Consider the following 16,604-nt stretch of genomic DNA (forward strand, 5'->3'; position numbering starts at 1 on the left):
TTGTTGACCGGAAAATGGAACACTTTCCGCAATGCCTGTTGCTATCACGCTTAAACCATTTCATTGCGATTTACACAGAACAGACGCTCTGTCGCAGTATATTAAGGCGTCGATAGAAACAAGCATTGTCAGGACAACCAGTAGTCAAACAGTGTGAAATGCTACTAGTGCCTTACAGCGCAAAAAGGCTGGTGACTAAAAAGTCACCAGCCATCAGCCTGATTTCTCAGGCTGCAACCGGAAAGGTTGGCTTATTTAACTTCAACTTCAGCGCCAGCTTCTTCCAGAGATTTTTTCAGTGCTTCAGCGTCATCTTTGCTCACGCCTTCTTTCAGAGCGGCCGGAGCAGATTCTACCAGGTCTTTAGCTTCTTTCAGACCCAGACCAGTTGCGCCACGTACTGCTTTGATGACTGCAACTTTGTTCGCGCCAATACCTTTCAGAATTACGTCGAACTCAGTTTTTTCTTCAGCAGCTTCAGCCGGGCCAGCAGCTACAGCTACAGCGGCAGCAGCAGAAACACCGAATTTTTCTTCCATTGCAGAGATCAGTTCTACAACGTCCATTACGGACATAGCGGATACTGCTTCAATGATTTGATCTTTAGTGATAGACATTTAAATTGTTCCTGAAAATCAGAATAAGTTTATACGTAAGCAGATGCTTGATAAAGATAGTGGCGATTAAGCCGCTTCTTTCGCATCGCGTACAGCAGCCAGAGTACGAACCAGTTTGCCAGCCGAAGCTTCTTTCATGGTTGCCATCAGGCGTGCAATTGCTTCTTCGTAGGTCGGCAGGGTTGCCAGGCGATCGATTTGCGATGCCGGGATCAACTCACCTTCAAAGGCTGCGGCTTTGACCTCAAATTTTGCATTCGCTTTCGCGAACTCTTTGAACAGACGAGCAGCAGCGCCCGGGTGTTCCATAGAGTATGCAATCAGGGTCGGACCAACAAACGCATCTTTCAGGCACTCAAACTGAGTACCTTCAACAGCACGACGCAGCAGGGTGTTACGAACAACACGCATGTATACGCCAGCTTCGCGACCTGCTTTACGCAGTTCAGTCATTTTGTCTACAGTGACGCCACGGGAATCCGCAACTACTGCAGACAGCGCGCCTTTGGCTACTTCGCTGACTTCAGCAACAATCGCTTGTTTGTCTTGAAGATTTAAAGCCATTAGCTTTGCTCCTGGATGTTTGCCAGAGCTCATGCTCTGGAACTCACTTCACTCTCCCCAACGAGAAGAGCGTCTAAATACGGTGAGCAGAAACAAGCCAGAGTATCAGAAATAATCTTAGCGTTCTGTCACCGTCTACGCAGGGCATTAAGTCTCATACGAAACACCTGCGGTCTTCGACGGAGGCCTGGATAGGCCAGGCTCCAACGAACAAATCTATTGTCCCCTAACCGAAGTTAGAGGAATCGTGGGCGAAGATTGTAGACAAATCCACCGCCCACGTAAAGCTAATCTTAGCTATTTGCAGAAGCGCTCAGACCAGCTTGATCAACGGCAACGCCAGCACCCATGGTGGTGGACACGCTGATTTTCTTGATGTACACGCCTTTCGCCTGAGTCGGTTTGGCTTTTTTCAGCGCAACCAGCAGGGATTCCAGGTTTTCTTTCAGTTTGTCAGCGTCAAAATCCACTTTACCGATGGTAGTGTGGATGATGCCGTTTTTGTCGTTACGATAACGAACCTGACCTGCTTTAGCGTTCTTAACCGCTTCAGCAACGTTCGGGGTTACAGTACCGACTTTCGGGTTAGGCATCAGGCCACGCGGACCCAGAACCTGGCCCAGCTGGCCAACAACGCGCATTGCATCCGGAGAAGCAATTACGACGTCAAAGTTCATTTCGCCTTTTTTGATCTGGTCAGCCAGATCTTCCATACCTACCAGTTCAGCGCCAGCAGCTTTAGCAGCTTCAGCGTTTGCGCCCTGGGTAAATACGGCTACGCGAACGGAACGGCCAGTACCGTGCGGCAGTACAGTTGCACCACGTACGTTCTGGTCAGATTTACGAGCGTCGATGCCGAGGTTAACAGCAACGTCAACGCTTTCGTTGAATTTAGCGGTGGCCAGCTCTTTCAGCAGAGCAATAGCTTCGTTGATGTCATACTGCTTGGTCGCATCAACTTTCTCACGGATCACACGCATGCGCTTGGTCAGTTTAGCCATTTCTTAATCCTCCACTACCAGGCCCATGGAACGTGCAGTACCTTCGATGGAGCGAGTCATCGCTTCAACATCGGCACCAGTCATGTCGGCAGCTTTGGTCTGCGCGATTTCCTGCAGCTGAGCGCGGGAAATTTTACCTACTTTGTCTTTGTTCGGCTTACCGGAACCAGACTTAATACCAGCCGCTTTCTTCAGCAGAACTGCTGCCGGAGGCGTTTTGGTAATGAAGGTGAAAGAACGGTCAGCGTAAACGGTGATAACAACCGGAATCGGCAGACCTTTTTCCATAGAATCTGTTTTTGCGTTGAACGCTTTGCAGAATTCCATGATGTTCACGCCCTGCTGACCCAGTGCTGGACCAACCGGCGGACTCGGGTTTGCCATACCAGCTGCAACCTGCAGCTTGACGTAGGCTTGTACTTTCTTAGCCATTCTAAATTCCTCAAATTGGGTAATAGCGCCTTTACACTTCATCCTTCAGGCCGCCTCTGCGTTGGCTGCCTTCTCTCAAACCTGTCACTTACTTATGTAAGCTCCTGGTTTTCGCTCAGTTGCCGCCTTGATGCAACCTGAATGATTTTGTGTAAGTAACGGCTCCCCGTGATAAATACGCTCTACGGGCACAAGGCCCATAAAAACAAAAGGCGCGAAATTGTATGTCAATTTCGCGCCCTGTGCAACGATTAGATCGTCGCTTTTTTGATCGCCTGCTTACGCTTTTTCAACCTGCGCGAAGTCCAGCTCTACCGGAGTCGCACGACCAAAGATAGAAACAGAGACCTTCAGACGAGACTTCTCGTAGTCAACTTCTTCAACCACGCCGTTAAAGTCAGCAAACGGACCATCGCTGACGCGAACCATTTCGCCCGGTTCGAACAGCGTTTTCGGCCGTGGTTTATCGCCAACCTGTTGCAGGCGATTCATGATCGCATCAACTTCTTTGTCGCTGATTGGCGCAGGACGGTCAGAGGTGCCACCAATGAAACCCATTACACGCGGTACGCTACGCACCAGGTGCCAGCTCGCGTCGTTCATCACCATCTGAACCAGCACGTAGCCCGGGAAGAATTTGCGCTCGCTTTTGCGACGCTGGCCGCCACGGATTTCGACCACTTCTTCGGTCGGGACCATGACTTCACCAAACAACTCTTCCATATTGTGTAATTTGATATGCTCACGCAGCGATGTAGCTACGCGGCCTTCAAAACCGGAAAACGCCTGAACGACGTACCAGCGCTTTTTAGGAGCTTCAGACATCTCAGAACCTCAGGCCAGTGATAAAGGATACCAGGCGGACCAGAATACCATCCAGCCCCCACAGGATCAGCGACATGACAGCAGTCACTGCAGCCACGATTAACGTAGTGTGTAACGTTTCCTGACGAGTTGGCCAAATCACCTTACGGACTTCGGTTCTCGCTTCGCGGGCAAAAGCGACGGTCGCCTTGCCTTTCGTTGTCAACAGCGCGACACCACCCGCTGCAGCAATAAGAATTACTACTGCCAGCGCGCGTAGCGGCAGCATCATGTCACGATAAAGATAGTTGCCGACGATAGCTACGATGAGCAATACAGCAACAACCACCCACTTCATCGCTTCCAGGCCGCGCCCGCTCCCTTGAGCTTCGGTATTCGCACTCATAAACCAACCTGTCACCAGAATTCAGACAAACATTTTCACCCCGCGTAAGCGAGGCGAGCCAAACCGAAAGGCGCTGCTGCGTTTCGGCGCTATATACATCCTCAAACGCCCTCTACAGAGCCTGTCTCAGCAATGATTATGACCTAAAAAATCACTGATGAGCCAGGTTCTGGTTCGAAAGCGTGCAAAAAGGGCATCAAATGATGCCCTTTTATTGCGCATTGCGTCAAATGTTATCAGCGATTAACCGAGAACTTTAGCAACAACGCCCGCGCCAACGGTACGGCCGCCTTCACGGATTGCGAAACGCAGACCGTCGTCCATCGCGATCGGGTGGATCAGGGTAACAACCATTTTGATGTTGTCGCCCGGCATTACCATCTCTACGCCTTCCGGCAGTTCGATGGTGCCAGTCACGTCAGTTGTACGGAAGTAGAACTGCGGACGGTAGCCTTTGAAGAACGGAGTATGACGGCCGCCTTCATCTTTGGACAGGATGTACACTTCAGATTCAAACTTGGTGTGCGGCTTGATTGAACCCGGCTTAGCCAGAACCTGGCCACGCTGGATTTCTTCACGCTTGATACCACGCAGCAGAACACCACAGTTCTCGCCTGCACGACCTTCGTCCAGCAGTTTGCGGAACATTTCAACGCCGGTACAGGTGGATTTCGCAGTATCTTTGATACCCACGATTTCAACTTCTTCACCCACTTTGATGATACCGCGCTCTACACGACCGGTAACAACGGTACCACGGCCGGAGATGGAGAATACGTCTTCGATCGGCAGCAGGAACGGCTTGTCAATCGCACGCTCTGGTTCCGGGATGTAAGAATCCAGGTAGCCAGCCAGTTCGATGATTTTTTCTTCCCACTCTGCTTCGCCTTCCAGCGCTTTCAGAGCAGAACCACGAACGATCGGCGTGTCGTCGCCCGGGAAGTCGTACTGGGACAGAAGTTCACGAACTTCCATTTCTACCAGTTCCAGCAGCTCTTCGTCATCAACCATGTCGCATTTGTTCAGGAACACGATGATGTACGGAACGCCTACCTGACGACCCAGCAGGATGTGCTCACGGGTCTGCGGCATCGGGCCGTCAGTCGCAGCAACAACCAGGATCGCGCCGTCCATCTGCGCAGCACCGGTGATCATGTTTTTAACATAGTCGGCGTGGCCCGGGCAGTCTACGTGCGCGTAGTGGCGAGTCGGGGTGTCATATTCAACGTGAGAAGTGTTGATGGTGATACCACGAGCTTTTTCTTCCGGTGCGTTATCGATCTGGTCGAATGCGCGAGCAGCACCGCCGTAGGTTTTCGCCAGTACGGTAGTGATTGCAGCGGTCAGCGTTGTTTTACCATGGTCAACGTGGCCGATAGTACCGACGTTGACGTGCGGTTTTGTACGTTCAAACTTTTCTTTAGACATCGATTGTCCCTCTAAGACACGGATAAATCGGTGATATCACCACATCAACCAGGCAACACGCCCGACTTGTTGAATGAAATAACAGAAGAGAAACAGGGGAGGAGAGATAAAGAAGTGGTGCTGATACCCAGAGTCGAACTGGGGACCTCACCCTTACCAAGGGTGCGCTCTACCAACTGAGCCATATCAGCACGTCTGGAGCGGGCAGCGGGAATCGAACCCGCATCATCAGCTTGGAAGGCTGAGGTAATAGCCATTATACGATGCCCGCATCCTGAAACTCGGCTACCCAGTTCTTTCTGTTTGAGCCGGTTCATTTCACTGAACCAACTCAGGCGACGCTAAGCGTTGCCAGAAATGGTGGTGGGGGAAGGATTCGAACCTTCGAAGTCTGTGACGGCAGATTTACAGTCTGCTCCCTTTGGCCGCTCGGGAACCCCACCGGGCTTGATGGTGCCGACTACCGGAATCGAACTGGTGACCTACTGATTACAAGTCAGTTGCTCTACCTACTGAGCTAAGTCGGCATCAAGTAGCGCGCATTCTAGGTAGACCTGCGCCTGCATGCAACTAAAAATTTGCATAAATCGTTCTATCGCTCACATTTTGTGCGCACGTGGGCAAATGTGGTGTAAATTCGCTCATTGCAGCACATTATTTCATCGGTTCATCGTCCTGGTTGCATCATTTCTCAGGCTTGTAGACAACGTACGCGGCTGTTTTTACATCGGAGTTTGGACGGCTTCAGGCGATTTTTTCTTATCTTCCCTTTCATCTGGTGTTAACCTCCTGCCCATTGTGTAAATTAACTGAAATGTGCCGCGCCTTCGTTCCCTGGTCATTTAAGAGGACGGGAGGGCAGCGAGAAACATGTTATGAGCAAAAAAGAACACGCGTTAACGACACCTTATATGGAATTTGACCGCCGCCAGTGGGCCGCGCTTCGTGACTCCGTTCCGATGACGCTGACTGAGGGTGAGATCGCCCGCCTGAAAGGGATTAATGAAGACCTTTCTCTGGAAGAAGTGGCTGAGATCTATCTGCCCCTGTCGCGTTTGCTCAATTTTTACATTAGTTCCAACCTGCGCCGCCAGGCCGTGCTTGAGCAATTTCTTGGAACCGACGGGCAACGAATTCCCTATATCATTAGTATCGCCGGCAGTGTCGCAGTGGGTAAAAGTACTACTGCGCGCGTACTCCAGGCACTGTTGAGCCGCTGGCCGGAACATCGCCGCGTAGAACTCATCACTACGGACGGCTTTCTGCATCCAAACCAGGTGCTTAAAGATCGCGGGATAATGAAGAAGAAAGGCTTTCCTCAGTCCTATGATATGCACCGGCTGGTTAAGTTTGTTTCTGATATCAAATCAGGGGTACCGAATGCCACTGCTCCGGTCTATTCGCATCTTATTTATGATGTGATCCCCGATGGGGATAAAAATGTTTCTCAGCCCGATATATTAATTCTCGAAGGATTAAATGTATTGCAGAGTGGAATGGACTATCCACACGATCCACATCATGTATTTGTTTCTGATTTCGTGGATTTTTCTATTTACGTTGATGCACCGGAAGAATTATTACAGACCTGGTATATTAATCGCTTCCTGAAATTCCGTGAAGGCGCTTTTACCGATCCAGATTCCTATTTTCATAACTATGCGAAGTTATCAGAAGAAGAAGCTGTGAAGGTAGCTACATCTTTATGGAAGGAAATCAATGGATTGAATTTAAAAGAAAATATTCTTCCCACCCGTGAACGAGCGAGCCTGATTATGACCAAAAGCGCTAATCATGCCGTCAGGCAGGTTCGATTACGTAAATAGGAAAAGGGAGCCATTGCTCCCTTTTTTATTCGGCGCTGCGCAGAGAAATTTCTCCTCCCATCCACGGTTTAATTTCCCCATTTTGTTCAAGCATGAGTGCGCCCTGCGCATTTATTCCGCGAGAAATACCGATGATTTCTCTGTCGCCAATAATGAGTTTTACCTGTCGATTGATAAAATTATCTAACTTTTCCCAGCGGGAAAGATAAGGCGTTAGCCCTTCCAGTTCAAAAAGCTTTAAAGAGGTTCTTAGCTCTTTGATTAATCGAATGGCAAGGGCATTACGATCGATTGCGATCCCGGCTTCCTGTAGAGTGATCCAGCCCTGATTGACCACCTCTTCCTCAACCCGGCGCATCGCCATGTTGATACCAGCGCCAATGACAATCTGTGCAGCATCACCCGTTTTACCGGTGAGCTCAACCAGAATACCTGACAATTTGCGATCCTGAAGGTAAAGGTCATTAGGCCATTTTACCCGTACCTGAGTTGCGCCCAGATCGTGTAGCACTTCAGCCATAACAATGCCAATGACCAGGCTCAGACCAATTGCTGCGGCAGGTCCCTGTTCCAGCCGCCAGTACATCGAAAGATAGAGGTTCGCGCCGAAAGGTGAAAACCATTTACGACCGCGGCGTCCACGGCCCGCCTGCTGATATTCAGCAATGCAGGCATCTCCCGAGTGTAATTCACTAATGCGGTCGAGGAGATACTGGTTAGTGGAATCAATAACCGGTAATACCGCCACCGAACCATACTCAATTTGGCTGCGGATCAGTTGTTCATCTAATAACTGGATGGGTTCAGGAAGGCTGTAGCCTTTGCCTGGTACGGTAAAGACATCGACACCCCAGTCGCGCAGCGTTTGAATATGTTTGTTAATGGCTGCACGGCTCATGCCCAGGCGTTCACCCAACTGCTCGCCTGAGTGAAAGTCGCCATCGGATAAGATAGAGATTAACGTTAACGGAATAGTATTATCTTTCACGCGATAGTCTCCACGGCACTGACTTCCCCATGACTGCCAATAAAGCGCACTTCAGGTTCAAGCCATACGTTAAATTTTTCACCTACCCGTTGTCGGACATGGTGTGCCAGATGGACAACGTCTTCGCTAAGCGCATTGCCGGTGTTAATGAGCACTAACGCTTGCTGTTTGTGAACCATCGCCCCACCGATTTGCGTTCCTTTAAGCTGGCACCGATCGATAAGCCATCCTGCGGCAAGTTTGACGGAACCGTCTGCCTGCGGATAATGCGGGGCATCCGGGAAGTGCGCCAGCAATGCCTGGGCTTGCGTACTGCTGATTACCGGGTTTTTAAAGAAGCTACCAGCGTTACCATTAACGTTAGGATCCGGTAATTTGGTGGTGCGCATATGGCAGACGGCTTCGTAGACCTGTTGAGGCGTTACCATTTCGGGATCCAGGCGTGCTAAATCACCGTAGGTTAAAACAGGTTGCCATAACTTTGGCAAACGCAACCCCACCGCGACGATAGCGTAACGATCCTGATATTCATGTTTAAAGATACTATCGCGATAGCCAAATCGGCACTCTGCGGCGTTAAGGCGTGAAGCCTGGCCGGTAGCCAGTTCAATACAGTCGACATACTCGCAGACGCGCTGTAATTCAACGCCATAAGCGCCAATATTCTGGATAGGTGAAGAGCCAACACAGCCTGGGATCATGGCCAGATTTTCCAGGCCGGGCATGCGGTGTTGCAGAGTATATTGCACCAGTTGATGCCAGTTCTCCCCTGCCCCAACATGTATATGCCATGCATCGTGCTGCTCTGTGATGTTAATCCCTTTGATACGATTGACGATGACTGTACCGCGAAAGGAGGCAAGAAACAGCACATTGCTGCCCTCTCCCAATATCAGTACAGGGTGCTGCTGTTGCATTGCTTTATGCCATGCGTTTAAGAGTTGTTGTTCATTTTCGGCGCAGACGATCTCGCTTGCAGGTTGATCGATGCCAAAGGTATTCCAGGGCTTAAGGGAGTGATTCATAGACGCTATCCTGATGCAAAATCACGGCTAGTTTACCGTATATGCAGGAGTATGGCTTGTAGTTATAGAGGAGAGAGAAGTCAATAAACGCAGAACGCAAAAAGCCCATCCGTCAGGATGGGCTTCTGCTGATTTGATGCCTGGCAGTTCCCTACTCTCGCATGGGGAGACCCCACACTACCATCGGCGCTACGGCGTTTCACTTCTGAGTTCGGCATGGGGTCAGGTGGGACCACCGCGCTGTTGCCGCCAGGCAAATTCTGTTTACCAGGGTGCATTCCGCACACTGATTAATCTGGTTCAGGCTGAAAATCTCTCTCAAATCGCCAAAACAGCTTCGGCGTTGTAAGGTTAAGCCTCACGGTTCATTAGTACCGGTTAGCTCAACGCATCGCTGCGCTTACACACCCGGCCTATCAACGTCGTCGTCTTCAACGTTCCTTCAGGAGACTTAAAGTCTCAGGGAGAACTCATCTCGGGGCAAGTTTCGTGCTTAGATGCTTTCAGCACTTATCTCTTCCGCATTTAGCTACCGGGCAGTGCCATTGGCATGACAACCCGAACACCAGTGATGCGTCCACTCCGGTCCTCTCGTACTAGGAGCAGCCCCCCTCAGTTCTCCAGCGCCCACGGCAGATAGGGACCGAACTGTCTCACGACGTTCTAAACCCAGCTCGCGTACCACTTTAAATGGCGAACAGCCATACCCTTGGGACCTACTTCAGCCCCAGGATGTGATGAGCCGACATCGAGGTGCCAAACACCGCCGTCGATATGAACTCTTGGGCGGTATCAGCCTGTTATCCCCGGAGTACCTTTTATCCGTTGAGCGATGGCCCTTCCATTCAGAACCACCGGATCACTATGACCTGCTTTCGCACCTGCTCGCGCCGTCACGCTCGCAGTCAAGCCAGCTTATGCCATTGCACTAACCTCCTGATGTCCGACCAGGATTAGCTGACCTTCGTGCTCCTCCGTTACGCTTTAGGAGGAGACCGCCCCAGTCAAACTACCCACCAGACACTGTCCGCAACCCGGATTACGGGTCCACGTTAGAACACCAGCCATTAAAGGGTGGTATTTCAAGGACGGCTCCATGCAGACTGGCGTCCACACTTCAAAGCCTCCCACCTATCCTACACATCAAGGACCAGTGTTCAGTGTCAAGCTATAGTAAAGGTTCACGGGGTCTTTCCGTCTTGCCGCGGGTACACTGCATCTTCACAGCGAGTTCAATTTCACTGAGTCCCGGGTGGAGACAGCCTGGCCATCATTACGCCATTCGTGCAGGTCGGAACTTACCCGACAAGGAATTTCGCTACCTTAGGACCGTTATAGTTACGGCCGCCGTTTACCGGGGCTTCGATCAGGAGCTTCTCTTGCGATAACCCCATCAATTAACCTTCCGGCACCGGGCAGGCGTCACACCGTATACGTCCACTTTCGTGTTTGCACAGTGCTGTGTTTTTAATAAACAGTTGCAGCCAGCTGGTATCTTCGACTGGTTTCAGCTCCGTGAGCAAGTCACTTCACCTACGCACCAGCGTGCCTTCTCCCGAAGTTACGGCACCATTTTGCCTAGTTCCTTCACCCGGGTTCTCTCAAGCGCCTTGGTATTCTCTACCTGACCACCTGTGTCGGTTTGGGGTACGATTTCGTGTTACCTGATGCTTAGAGGCTTTTCCTGGAAGCAGGGCATTTGTCACTTCAGCACCGTAGTGCCTCGTCATCACGCCTCAGTGTTAATGCGCAACCGGATTTACCTGGTCGCACCACCTTCACGCTTAAACCGGGACAACCGTCGCCCGGCCGACATAGCCTTCTCCGTCCCCCCTTCGCAGTAACACCAAGTACGGGAATATTAACCCGTTTCCCATCGACTACGCCTTTCGGCCTCGCCTTAGGGGTCGACTCACCCTGCCCCGATTAACGTTGGACAGGAACCCTTGGTCTTCCGGCGTGCGGGTTTTTCACCCGCATTATCGTTACTTATGTCAGCATTCGCACTTCTGATACCTCCAGCAGCCCTCACAGGCCACCTTCAACGGCTTACAGAACGCTCCCCTACCCAACAACGCATAAGCGTCGCTGCCGCAGCTTCGGTGCATGGTTTAGCCCCGTTACATCTTCCGCGCAGGCCGACTCGACCAGTGAGCTATTACGCTTTCTTTAAATGATGGCTGCTTCTAAGCCAACATCCTGGCTGTCTGGGCCTTCCCACATCGTTTCCCACTTAACCATGACTTTGGGACCTTAGCTGGCGGTCTGGGTTGTTTCCCTCTTCACGACGGACGTTAGCACCCGCCGTGTGTCTCCCGTGATAACATTCTTCGGTATTCGCAGTTTGCATCGGATCGGTAAGTCGGGATGACCCCCTGGCCGAAACAGTGCTCTACCCCCGAAGATGAGTTCACGAGGCGCTACCTAAATAGCTTTCGGGGAGAACCAGCTATCTCCCGGTTTGATTGGCCTTTCACCCCCAGCCACAGGTCATCCGCTAATTTTTCAACATTAGTCGGTTCGGTCCTCCAGTTAGTGTTACCCAACCTTCAACCTGCCCATGGCTAGATCACCGGGTTTCGGGTCTATACCCTGCAACTTAACGCCCAATTAAGACTCGGTTTCCCTCCGGCTCCCCTATACGGTTAACCTTGCTACAGAATATAAGTCGCTGACCCATTATACAAAAGGTACGCAGTCACCCCACAAGGAGGCTCCCACTGCTTGTACGTACACGGTTTCAGGTTCTTTTTCACTCCCCTCGCCGGGGTTCTTTTCGCCTTTCCCTCACGGTACTGGTTCACTATCGGTCAGTCAGGAGTATTTAGCCTTGGAGGATGGTCCCCCCATATTCAGACAGGATACCACGTGTCCCGCCCTACTCTTCGAGTTCACAGTGTGTGTGATTTTGTGTACGGGACTATCACCCTGTACCGCCGGACTTTCCAGACCGTTCCACTACCACACACGCTGATTCAGACTCCGGGCTCCTCCCCGTTCGCTCGCCGCTACTGGGGGAATCTCGGTTGATTTCTTTTCCTCGGGGTACTTAGATGTTTCAGTTCCCCCGGTTCGCCTCATGCCACTATGTATTCATGACATGATAGTGCAACGGATTGCACTGGGTTTCCCCATTCGGGTATCGCCGGGTATAACGGTTCATATCACCTTACCGGCGCTTATCGCAGATTAGCACGCCCTTCATCGCCTCTGACTGCCAGGGCATCCACCGTGTACGCTTAGTCGCTTAACCTCACAACCCGAAGCTGTTTCACTTCGTGTTGCGAAAATTTGAGAGACCCACGAACAACTCGCGTTGTTCAGTGTTTTTCAATTTTCAGCTTGATCCAGATTTTTAAAGAGCAATATCTTAAACATGACTCGAAAGTCATCTTTAAGATATTCAGGGATAATGTCTTTCACTCATTATCCGGTATGGCGTCCCCAAGGGGATTCGAACCCCTGTTACAGCCGTGAAAGGGCAGTGTCCTGGGCCTCTAGACGATGGGGACTCTGATACTGTTTGCTCGATACTTTTTCATCAGACAATCTGTGTGAGCACTACAAAGAACGTTTCTTTAAGGTAAGGAGGTGATCCAACCGCAGGTTCCCCTACGGTTACCTTGTTACGACTTCACCCCAGTCATGAATCACAAAGTGGTAAGCGCCCTCCCGGAGGTTAAGCTACCTACTTCTTTTGCAACCCACTCCCATGGTGTGACGGGCGGTGTGTACAAGGCCCGGGAACGTATTCACCGTGGCATTCTGATCCACGATTACTAGCGATTCCGACTTCACGGAGTCGAGTTGCAGACTCCGATCCGGACTACGACATACTTTATGAGGTCCGCTTGCTCTCGCGAGGTCGCTTCTCTTTGTATATGCCATTGTAGCACGTGTGTAGCCCTGGTCGTAAGGGCCATGATGACTTGACGTCATCCCCACCTTCCTCCAGTTTATCACTGGCAGTCTCCTTTGAGTTCCCGGCCGGACCGCTGGCAACAAAGGATAAGGGTTGCGCTCGTTGCGGGACTTAACCCAACATTTCACAACACGAGCTGACGACAGCCATGCAGCACCTGTCTCACGGTTCCCGAAGGCACAAATCCATCTCTGGATTCTTCCGTGGATGTCAAGACCAGGTAAGGTTCTTCGCGTTGCATCGAATTAAACCACATGCTCCACCGCTTGTGCGGGCCCCCGTCAATTCATTTGAGTTTTAACCTTGCGGCCGTACTCCCCAGGCGGTCGACTTAACGCGTTAGCTCCGGAAGCCACGCCTCAAGGGCACAACCTCCAAGTCGACATCGTTTACGGCGTGGACTACCAGGGTATCTAATCCTGTTTGCTCCCCACGCTTTCGCACCTGAGCGTCAGTCTTTGTCCAGGGGGCCGCCTTCGCCACCGGTATTCCTCCAGATCTCTACGCATTTCACCGCTACACCTGGAATTCTACCCCCCTCTACAAGACTCCAGTCTGACAGTTTCGAATGCAGTTCCCGGGTTGAGCCCGGGGATTTCACATCCGACTTGTCAGACCGCCTGCGTGCGCTTTACGCCCAGTAATTCCGATTAACGCTTGCACCCTCCGTATTACCGCGGCTGCTGGCACGGAGTTAGCCGGTGCTTCTTCTGCGGGTAACGTCAATCAACGTGGTTATTAACCACATCGCCTTCCTCCCCGCTGAAAGTACTTTACAACCCGAAGGCCTTCTTCATACACGCGGCATGGCTGCATCAGGCTTGCGCCCATTGTGCAATATTCCCCACTGCTGCCTCCCGTAGGAGTCTGGACCGTGTCTCAGTTCCAGTGTGGCTGGTCATCCTCTCAGACCAGCTAGGGATCGTCGCCTTGGTGAGCCGTTACCCCACCAACCAGCTAATCCCATCTGGGCACATCCGATGGCAAGAGGCCCGAAGGTCCCCCTCTTTGGTCCGAAGACGTTATGCGGTATTAGCTACCGTTTCCAGTAGTTATCCCCCTCCATCAGGCAGTTTCCCAGACATTACTCACCCGTCCGCCACTCGTCAGCGAAGCAGCAAGCTGCTTCCTGTTACCGTTCGACTTGCATGTGTTAGGCCTGCCGCCAGCGTTCAATCTGAGCCATGATCAAACTCTTCAATTTAAGTTTGATGCTCAAAGAATTAAACTTCGTAATGAATTACGTGTTCACTCTGAGACTTGGTATTTCTTTTTGCCTTTCGGCATTTAAGAATCCGTATCTTCGAGTGCCCACACAGATTGTCTGATAAATTGTTAAAGAGCAGTGCCGCTTCGTTTTTCGCTGCGGCGCGGGGTGTGCATATTACGCTTTCCCGCTTCAGAGTCAAGCGTTAATTTCGCTTTTCTCCGCTGAAGTTCCCGGAGGAGCCTCGCTAACCGGTCGGCTTGTTTGCCGTTGTTCCGTGTCAGTGGAGGCGCATTATAGGGAGTTATTCCGGGCTGACAAGCATAAATTTAAAAAAACTTATCGATTGCCTGTTTTTCATTCTTATCGCTTATTTCCGCGACGTATCGTCGGATAATTGGGCAATTTCCCGCGCAAAAACTGCCGCCTGGTTCCAGTCGGTATAGACGACTTCTTTGCGTGTATCCGTTTCTCCCCCGGTCATCTTCATAATCAGGCGGATCATCATACGGTCATACCAGCGGTAATGCGGATAACGCAGCGCCCCCGCAAAGACGGCGCACAGTGTTGGCTGCCACGGCGAGCTGAGGAGAAACTTGCGGGTATAGCTGTTGGTTTGCGGCGTACGCTTCTCTGCTTTACGCGCCACCAGATTCACCGAGAAGAAAGCGCCGGGCAGCGCCTTAAGCGCCTGCAGATGTTTTTTAATAAAACTGTCGAGCGCCGGATGGTAATGTCCATAACGAATGGAAGCGCCAATGACTACACGATCATACAACGCCCAGTCGATTTCATCCGTGCGGTTAAGATTGATTAAATCAGACCAGATGCCCTGCTCTTTGAGTTCAGACGCAATAAAAGCAGCGATCTCGCGCGTTTGTCCATCTCTCGTCGAGAACAGAATCAATGTTTTCAATGCATACTCCAGTTAATCACGCCAGAACGTTGGGGTAAAAAGCACCAGTAACGTAAAGACTTCAAGTCGGCCAAATAGCATGTTGGCGATCAATATCCATTTCGCGACCGGGTTCATGCTGGCAAAGTTATCCGCCACCACGCCAAGTCCGGGTCCGAGATTGTTCAGTGTGGCAACTACCGAGGCAAAGGCTGAGAAGTCGTCCACGCCGGTCGCAATGATCGCCAGCATACTGACAATAAAGACCAGCGCGTAAGCGGAGAAAAAACCCCACACCGCTTCGAGGATCCGCTCCGGCAGCGCCCGGTTACCTAATTTTATGCTATAGACTGCATTCGGATGTACCAGGCGTTTCAACTCCCGGTTTCCCTGTTTAAACAGCAGCAGAATACGGATCACTTTCAGGCCGCCGCCGGTAGAGCCCGCGCAGCCACCAATAAAAGCCGAGCACAGCAACAGCACTGGCAGAAACAGCGGCCAGCGGGCAATACTGTCTGTCGTGAAACCTGCCGTCGTTGCCATTGACACGACCTGGAAAAAAGCCTGGTTCAGCGTGGTCACCGCCGCGTTATATACATCGTGAAACCACAGCACCAGGGTACAAATCACCACCAGCGTCAGCTGGACGCCAATAAACATGCGAAATTCCGGATCGCGCCAGTAAACCTTCAAATTCCGCCCGCTTAGCAGGGAAAAGTGCAGACCGTAGTTACAGCCGGAGATCAGCAGGAAGATAGCAATAATGGTATTGATGGTGGGACTGTCAAAGTACCCTACGCTGGCATCATGGGTGGAGAAACCGCCGATGGCGATGGTAGAGAAGCTGTGTCCAATGGCGTCGAAAGCAGGCATCCCGGCAAACCACAGCGCCAGCGCGCACGCCACCGTCAGTAAAACGTAAATCAGCCATAGCGTTTTCGCCGTTTCAGCAATACGCGGGCGCATCTTATTGTCTTTTAGCGGTCCGGGCATTTCCGCGCGATAGAGCTGCATTCCCCCGACCCCAAGGATCGGCAGGATAGCCACCGCCAGCACGATGATCCCCATCCCGCCGAACCATTGCAGCATTTGCCGATAGAAAAGGATACCGTGAGGTAAGGAATCCAGTCCAACCAGCGTGGTTGCCCCCGTCGTGGTAAGGCCGGAGAAAGATTCAAAGAACGCATCGGTAACGGTCAGATTGGGCCGTTCCGAGAAGATAAAAGGCAAGGCACCGACGCTGCCCAGCACCGTCCAGAAAAGCACGACGATCAAAAACCCTTCCCGCGACTTTAGCTCGCCTTTTTGCCGACGGTTGGGCCACCACAGCAAGGAGCCGATGGCCAGCGCGACAAAAAAGGTCTGGGTAAATGCCCGACCGGCCCCATCGCGATAAATCAGCGCTACCAGTCCGGGGAGGATCATTGTCCCCGAAAACAAGATAACCAGTAGTCCAACGATTCGGGTAATGGCGCGAAAATGCATCTCT

At 51.6% G+C, this 16,604-nt stretch carries 12 protein-coding genes, 5 tRNA genes and 3 rRNA genes; 1 reads left to right on the forward strand and 19 read right to left on the reverse strand.

Going from position 1 to position 16,604, the window contains the following annotated elements; genetic code table 11:
* Positions 1-251: 251 nt before the first annotated feature.
* The 11 genes from rplL to P0H77_RS21615 form a co-directional block, all read right to left on the reverse strand.
* Positions 252-617 (reverse strand): 50S ribosomal protein L7/L12, encoded by a 366-nt coding sequence (gene rplL / locus P0H77_RS21565; protein WP_049842133.1) that lies wholly within the window; start codon positions 615-617, stop codon positions 252-254.
* 66 nt (positions 618-683) lie between these two features.
* A complete protein-coding gene (gene rplJ / locus P0H77_RS21570; protein WP_015966390.1) occupies positions 684-1,181 on the reverse strand; it encodes a 50S ribosomal protein L10 in 498 nt (165 codons plus the stop codon).
* Positions 1,182-1,474: 293 nt separating this feature from the next.
* On the reverse strand, positions 1,475-2,182 hold the full coding sequence (gene rplA / locus P0H77_RS21575) for a 50S ribosomal protein L1 (RefSeq protein ID WP_176919486.1): 708 nt from the start codon (positions 2,180-2,182) through the stop codon (positions 1,475-1,477).
* Positions 2,183-2,185: 3 nt separating this feature from the next.
* Positions 2,186-2,614: a 50S ribosomal protein L11 gene (rplK, locus tag P0H77_RS21580; protein ID WP_176919487.1), complete on the reverse strand. Its 429-nt coding sequence runs from the start codon at positions 2,612-2,614 to the stop codon at positions 2,186-2,188.
* 279 nt (positions 2,615-2,893) lie between these two features.
* On the reverse strand, positions 2,894-3,439 hold the full coding sequence (nusG, locus tag P0H77_RS21585; protein WP_002438628.1) for a transcription termination/antitermination protein NusG: 546 nt from the start codon (positions 3,437-3,439) through the stop codon (positions 2,894-2,896).
* A 1-nt stretch (position 3,440) separates the two neighbouring features.
* On the reverse strand, positions 3,441-3,824 hold the full coding sequence (gene secE / locus P0H77_RS21590) for a preprotein translocase subunit SecE (RefSeq protein WP_003862342.1): 384 nt from the start codon (positions 3,822-3,824) through the stop codon (positions 3,441-3,443).
* A 243-nt stretch (positions 3,825-4,067) separates the two neighbouring features.
* Positions 4,068-5,252 carry an elongation factor Tu gene (tuf, locus tag P0H77_RS21595; protein WP_276159198.1) on the reverse strand — a complete coding sequence of 395 codons (1,185 nt, stop codon included), beginning with the start codon at positions 5,250-5,252 and terminating at the stop codon, positions 4,068-4,070.
* 115 nt (positions 5,253-5,367) lie between these two features.
* A tRNA-Thr gene (locus P0H77_RS21600) sits at positions 5,368-5,443 on the reverse strand.
* Between the two features lie 5 nt (positions 5,444-5,448).
* Positions 5,449-5,523 (reverse strand) — tRNA-Gly (locus P0H77_RS21605).
* 87 nt (positions 5,524-5,610) lie between these two features.
* Positions 5,611-5,695: transfer RNA gene (locus tag P0H77_RS21610), tRNA-Tyr, on the reverse strand.
* Positions 5,696-5,703: 8 nt separating this feature from the next.
* Positions 5,704-5,779 (reverse strand) — tRNA-Thr (locus P0H77_RS21615).
* A 348-nt stretch (positions 5,780-6,127) separates the two neighbouring features.
* On the opposite strand from P0H77_RS21615, the gene coaA reads away from it, so the two are divergent.
* Positions 6,128-7,078 carry a type I pantothenate kinase gene (coaA, locus tag P0H77_RS21620; protein ID WP_176916923.1) on the forward strand — a complete coding sequence of 317 codons (951 nt, stop codon included), beginning with the start codon at positions 6,128-6,130 and terminating at the stop codon, positions 7,076-7,078.
* Between the two features lie 25 nt (positions 7,079-7,103).
* Here the strand turns inward: coaA and birA are convergent, their stop codons facing one another.
* The 8 genes from birA to trkH form a co-directional block, all read right to left on the reverse strand.
* The gene (gene birA, locus P0H77_RS21625; RefSeq protein ID WP_276159199.1) at positions 7,104-8,066 is read right to left on the reverse strand and encodes a bifunctional biotin--[acetyl-CoA-carboxylase] ligase/biotin operon repressor BirA; all 963 of its coding nucleotides are present in this window, start codon (positions 8,064-8,066) and stop codon (positions 7,104-7,106) included.
* The gene (gene murB / locus P0H77_RS21630) at positions 8,063-9,091 is read right to left on the reverse strand and encodes a UDP-N-acetylmuramate dehydrogenase (protein ID WP_276159200.1); all 1,029 of its coding nucleotides are present in this window, start codon (positions 9,089-9,091) and stop codon (positions 8,063-8,065) included. The genes birA and murB overlap by 4 nt, the downstream gene beginning before the upstream one ends.
* A 138-nt stretch (positions 9,092-9,229) precedes the next feature.
* A 5S ribosomal RNA gene (rrf, locus tag P0H77_RS21635) occupies positions 9,230-9,345 on the reverse strand.
* 93 nt (positions 9,346-9,438) lie between these two features.
* A 23S ribosomal RNA gene (locus tag P0H77_RS21640) occupies positions 9,439-12,344 on the reverse strand.
* A 183-nt stretch (positions 12,345-12,527) separates the two neighbouring features.
* Positions 12,528-12,603, reverse strand: a tRNA-Glu gene (locus P0H77_RS21645).
* A gap of 72 nt (positions 12,604-12,675) precedes the next feature.
* Positions 12,676-14,217 (reverse strand): 16S ribosomal RNA (locus P0H77_RS21650).
* Together the 16S, 23S and 5S rRNA genes with 1 tRNA gene alongside form the textbook arrangement of a ribosomal RNA operon.
* Before the next feature lie 373 nt (positions 14,218-14,590).
* Positions 14,591-15,136 (reverse strand): menaquinone-dependent protoporphyrinogen IX dehydrogenase, encoded by a 546-nt coding sequence (gene hemG / locus P0H77_RS21655; RefSeq protein WP_276159201.1) that lies wholly within the window; start codon positions 15,134-15,136, stop codon positions 14,591-14,593.
* Between the two features lie 12 nt (positions 15,137-15,148).
* Positions 15,149-16,600 carry a Trk system potassium transporter TrkH gene (trkH, locus tag P0H77_RS21660; RefSeq protein WP_276159202.1) on the reverse strand — a complete coding sequence of 484 codons (1,452 nt, stop codon included), beginning with the start codon at positions 16,598-16,600 and terminating at the stop codon, positions 15,149-15,151.
* Positions 16,601-16,604 lie beyond the last annotated feature (4 nt).

This window comes from Superficieibacter sp. HKU1 (genome assembly GCF_029319185.1).
In the GTDB taxonomy this organism is placed as follows: Bacteria; Pseudomonadota; Gammaproteobacteria; order Enterobacterales; family Enterobacteriaceae; genus Superficieibacter.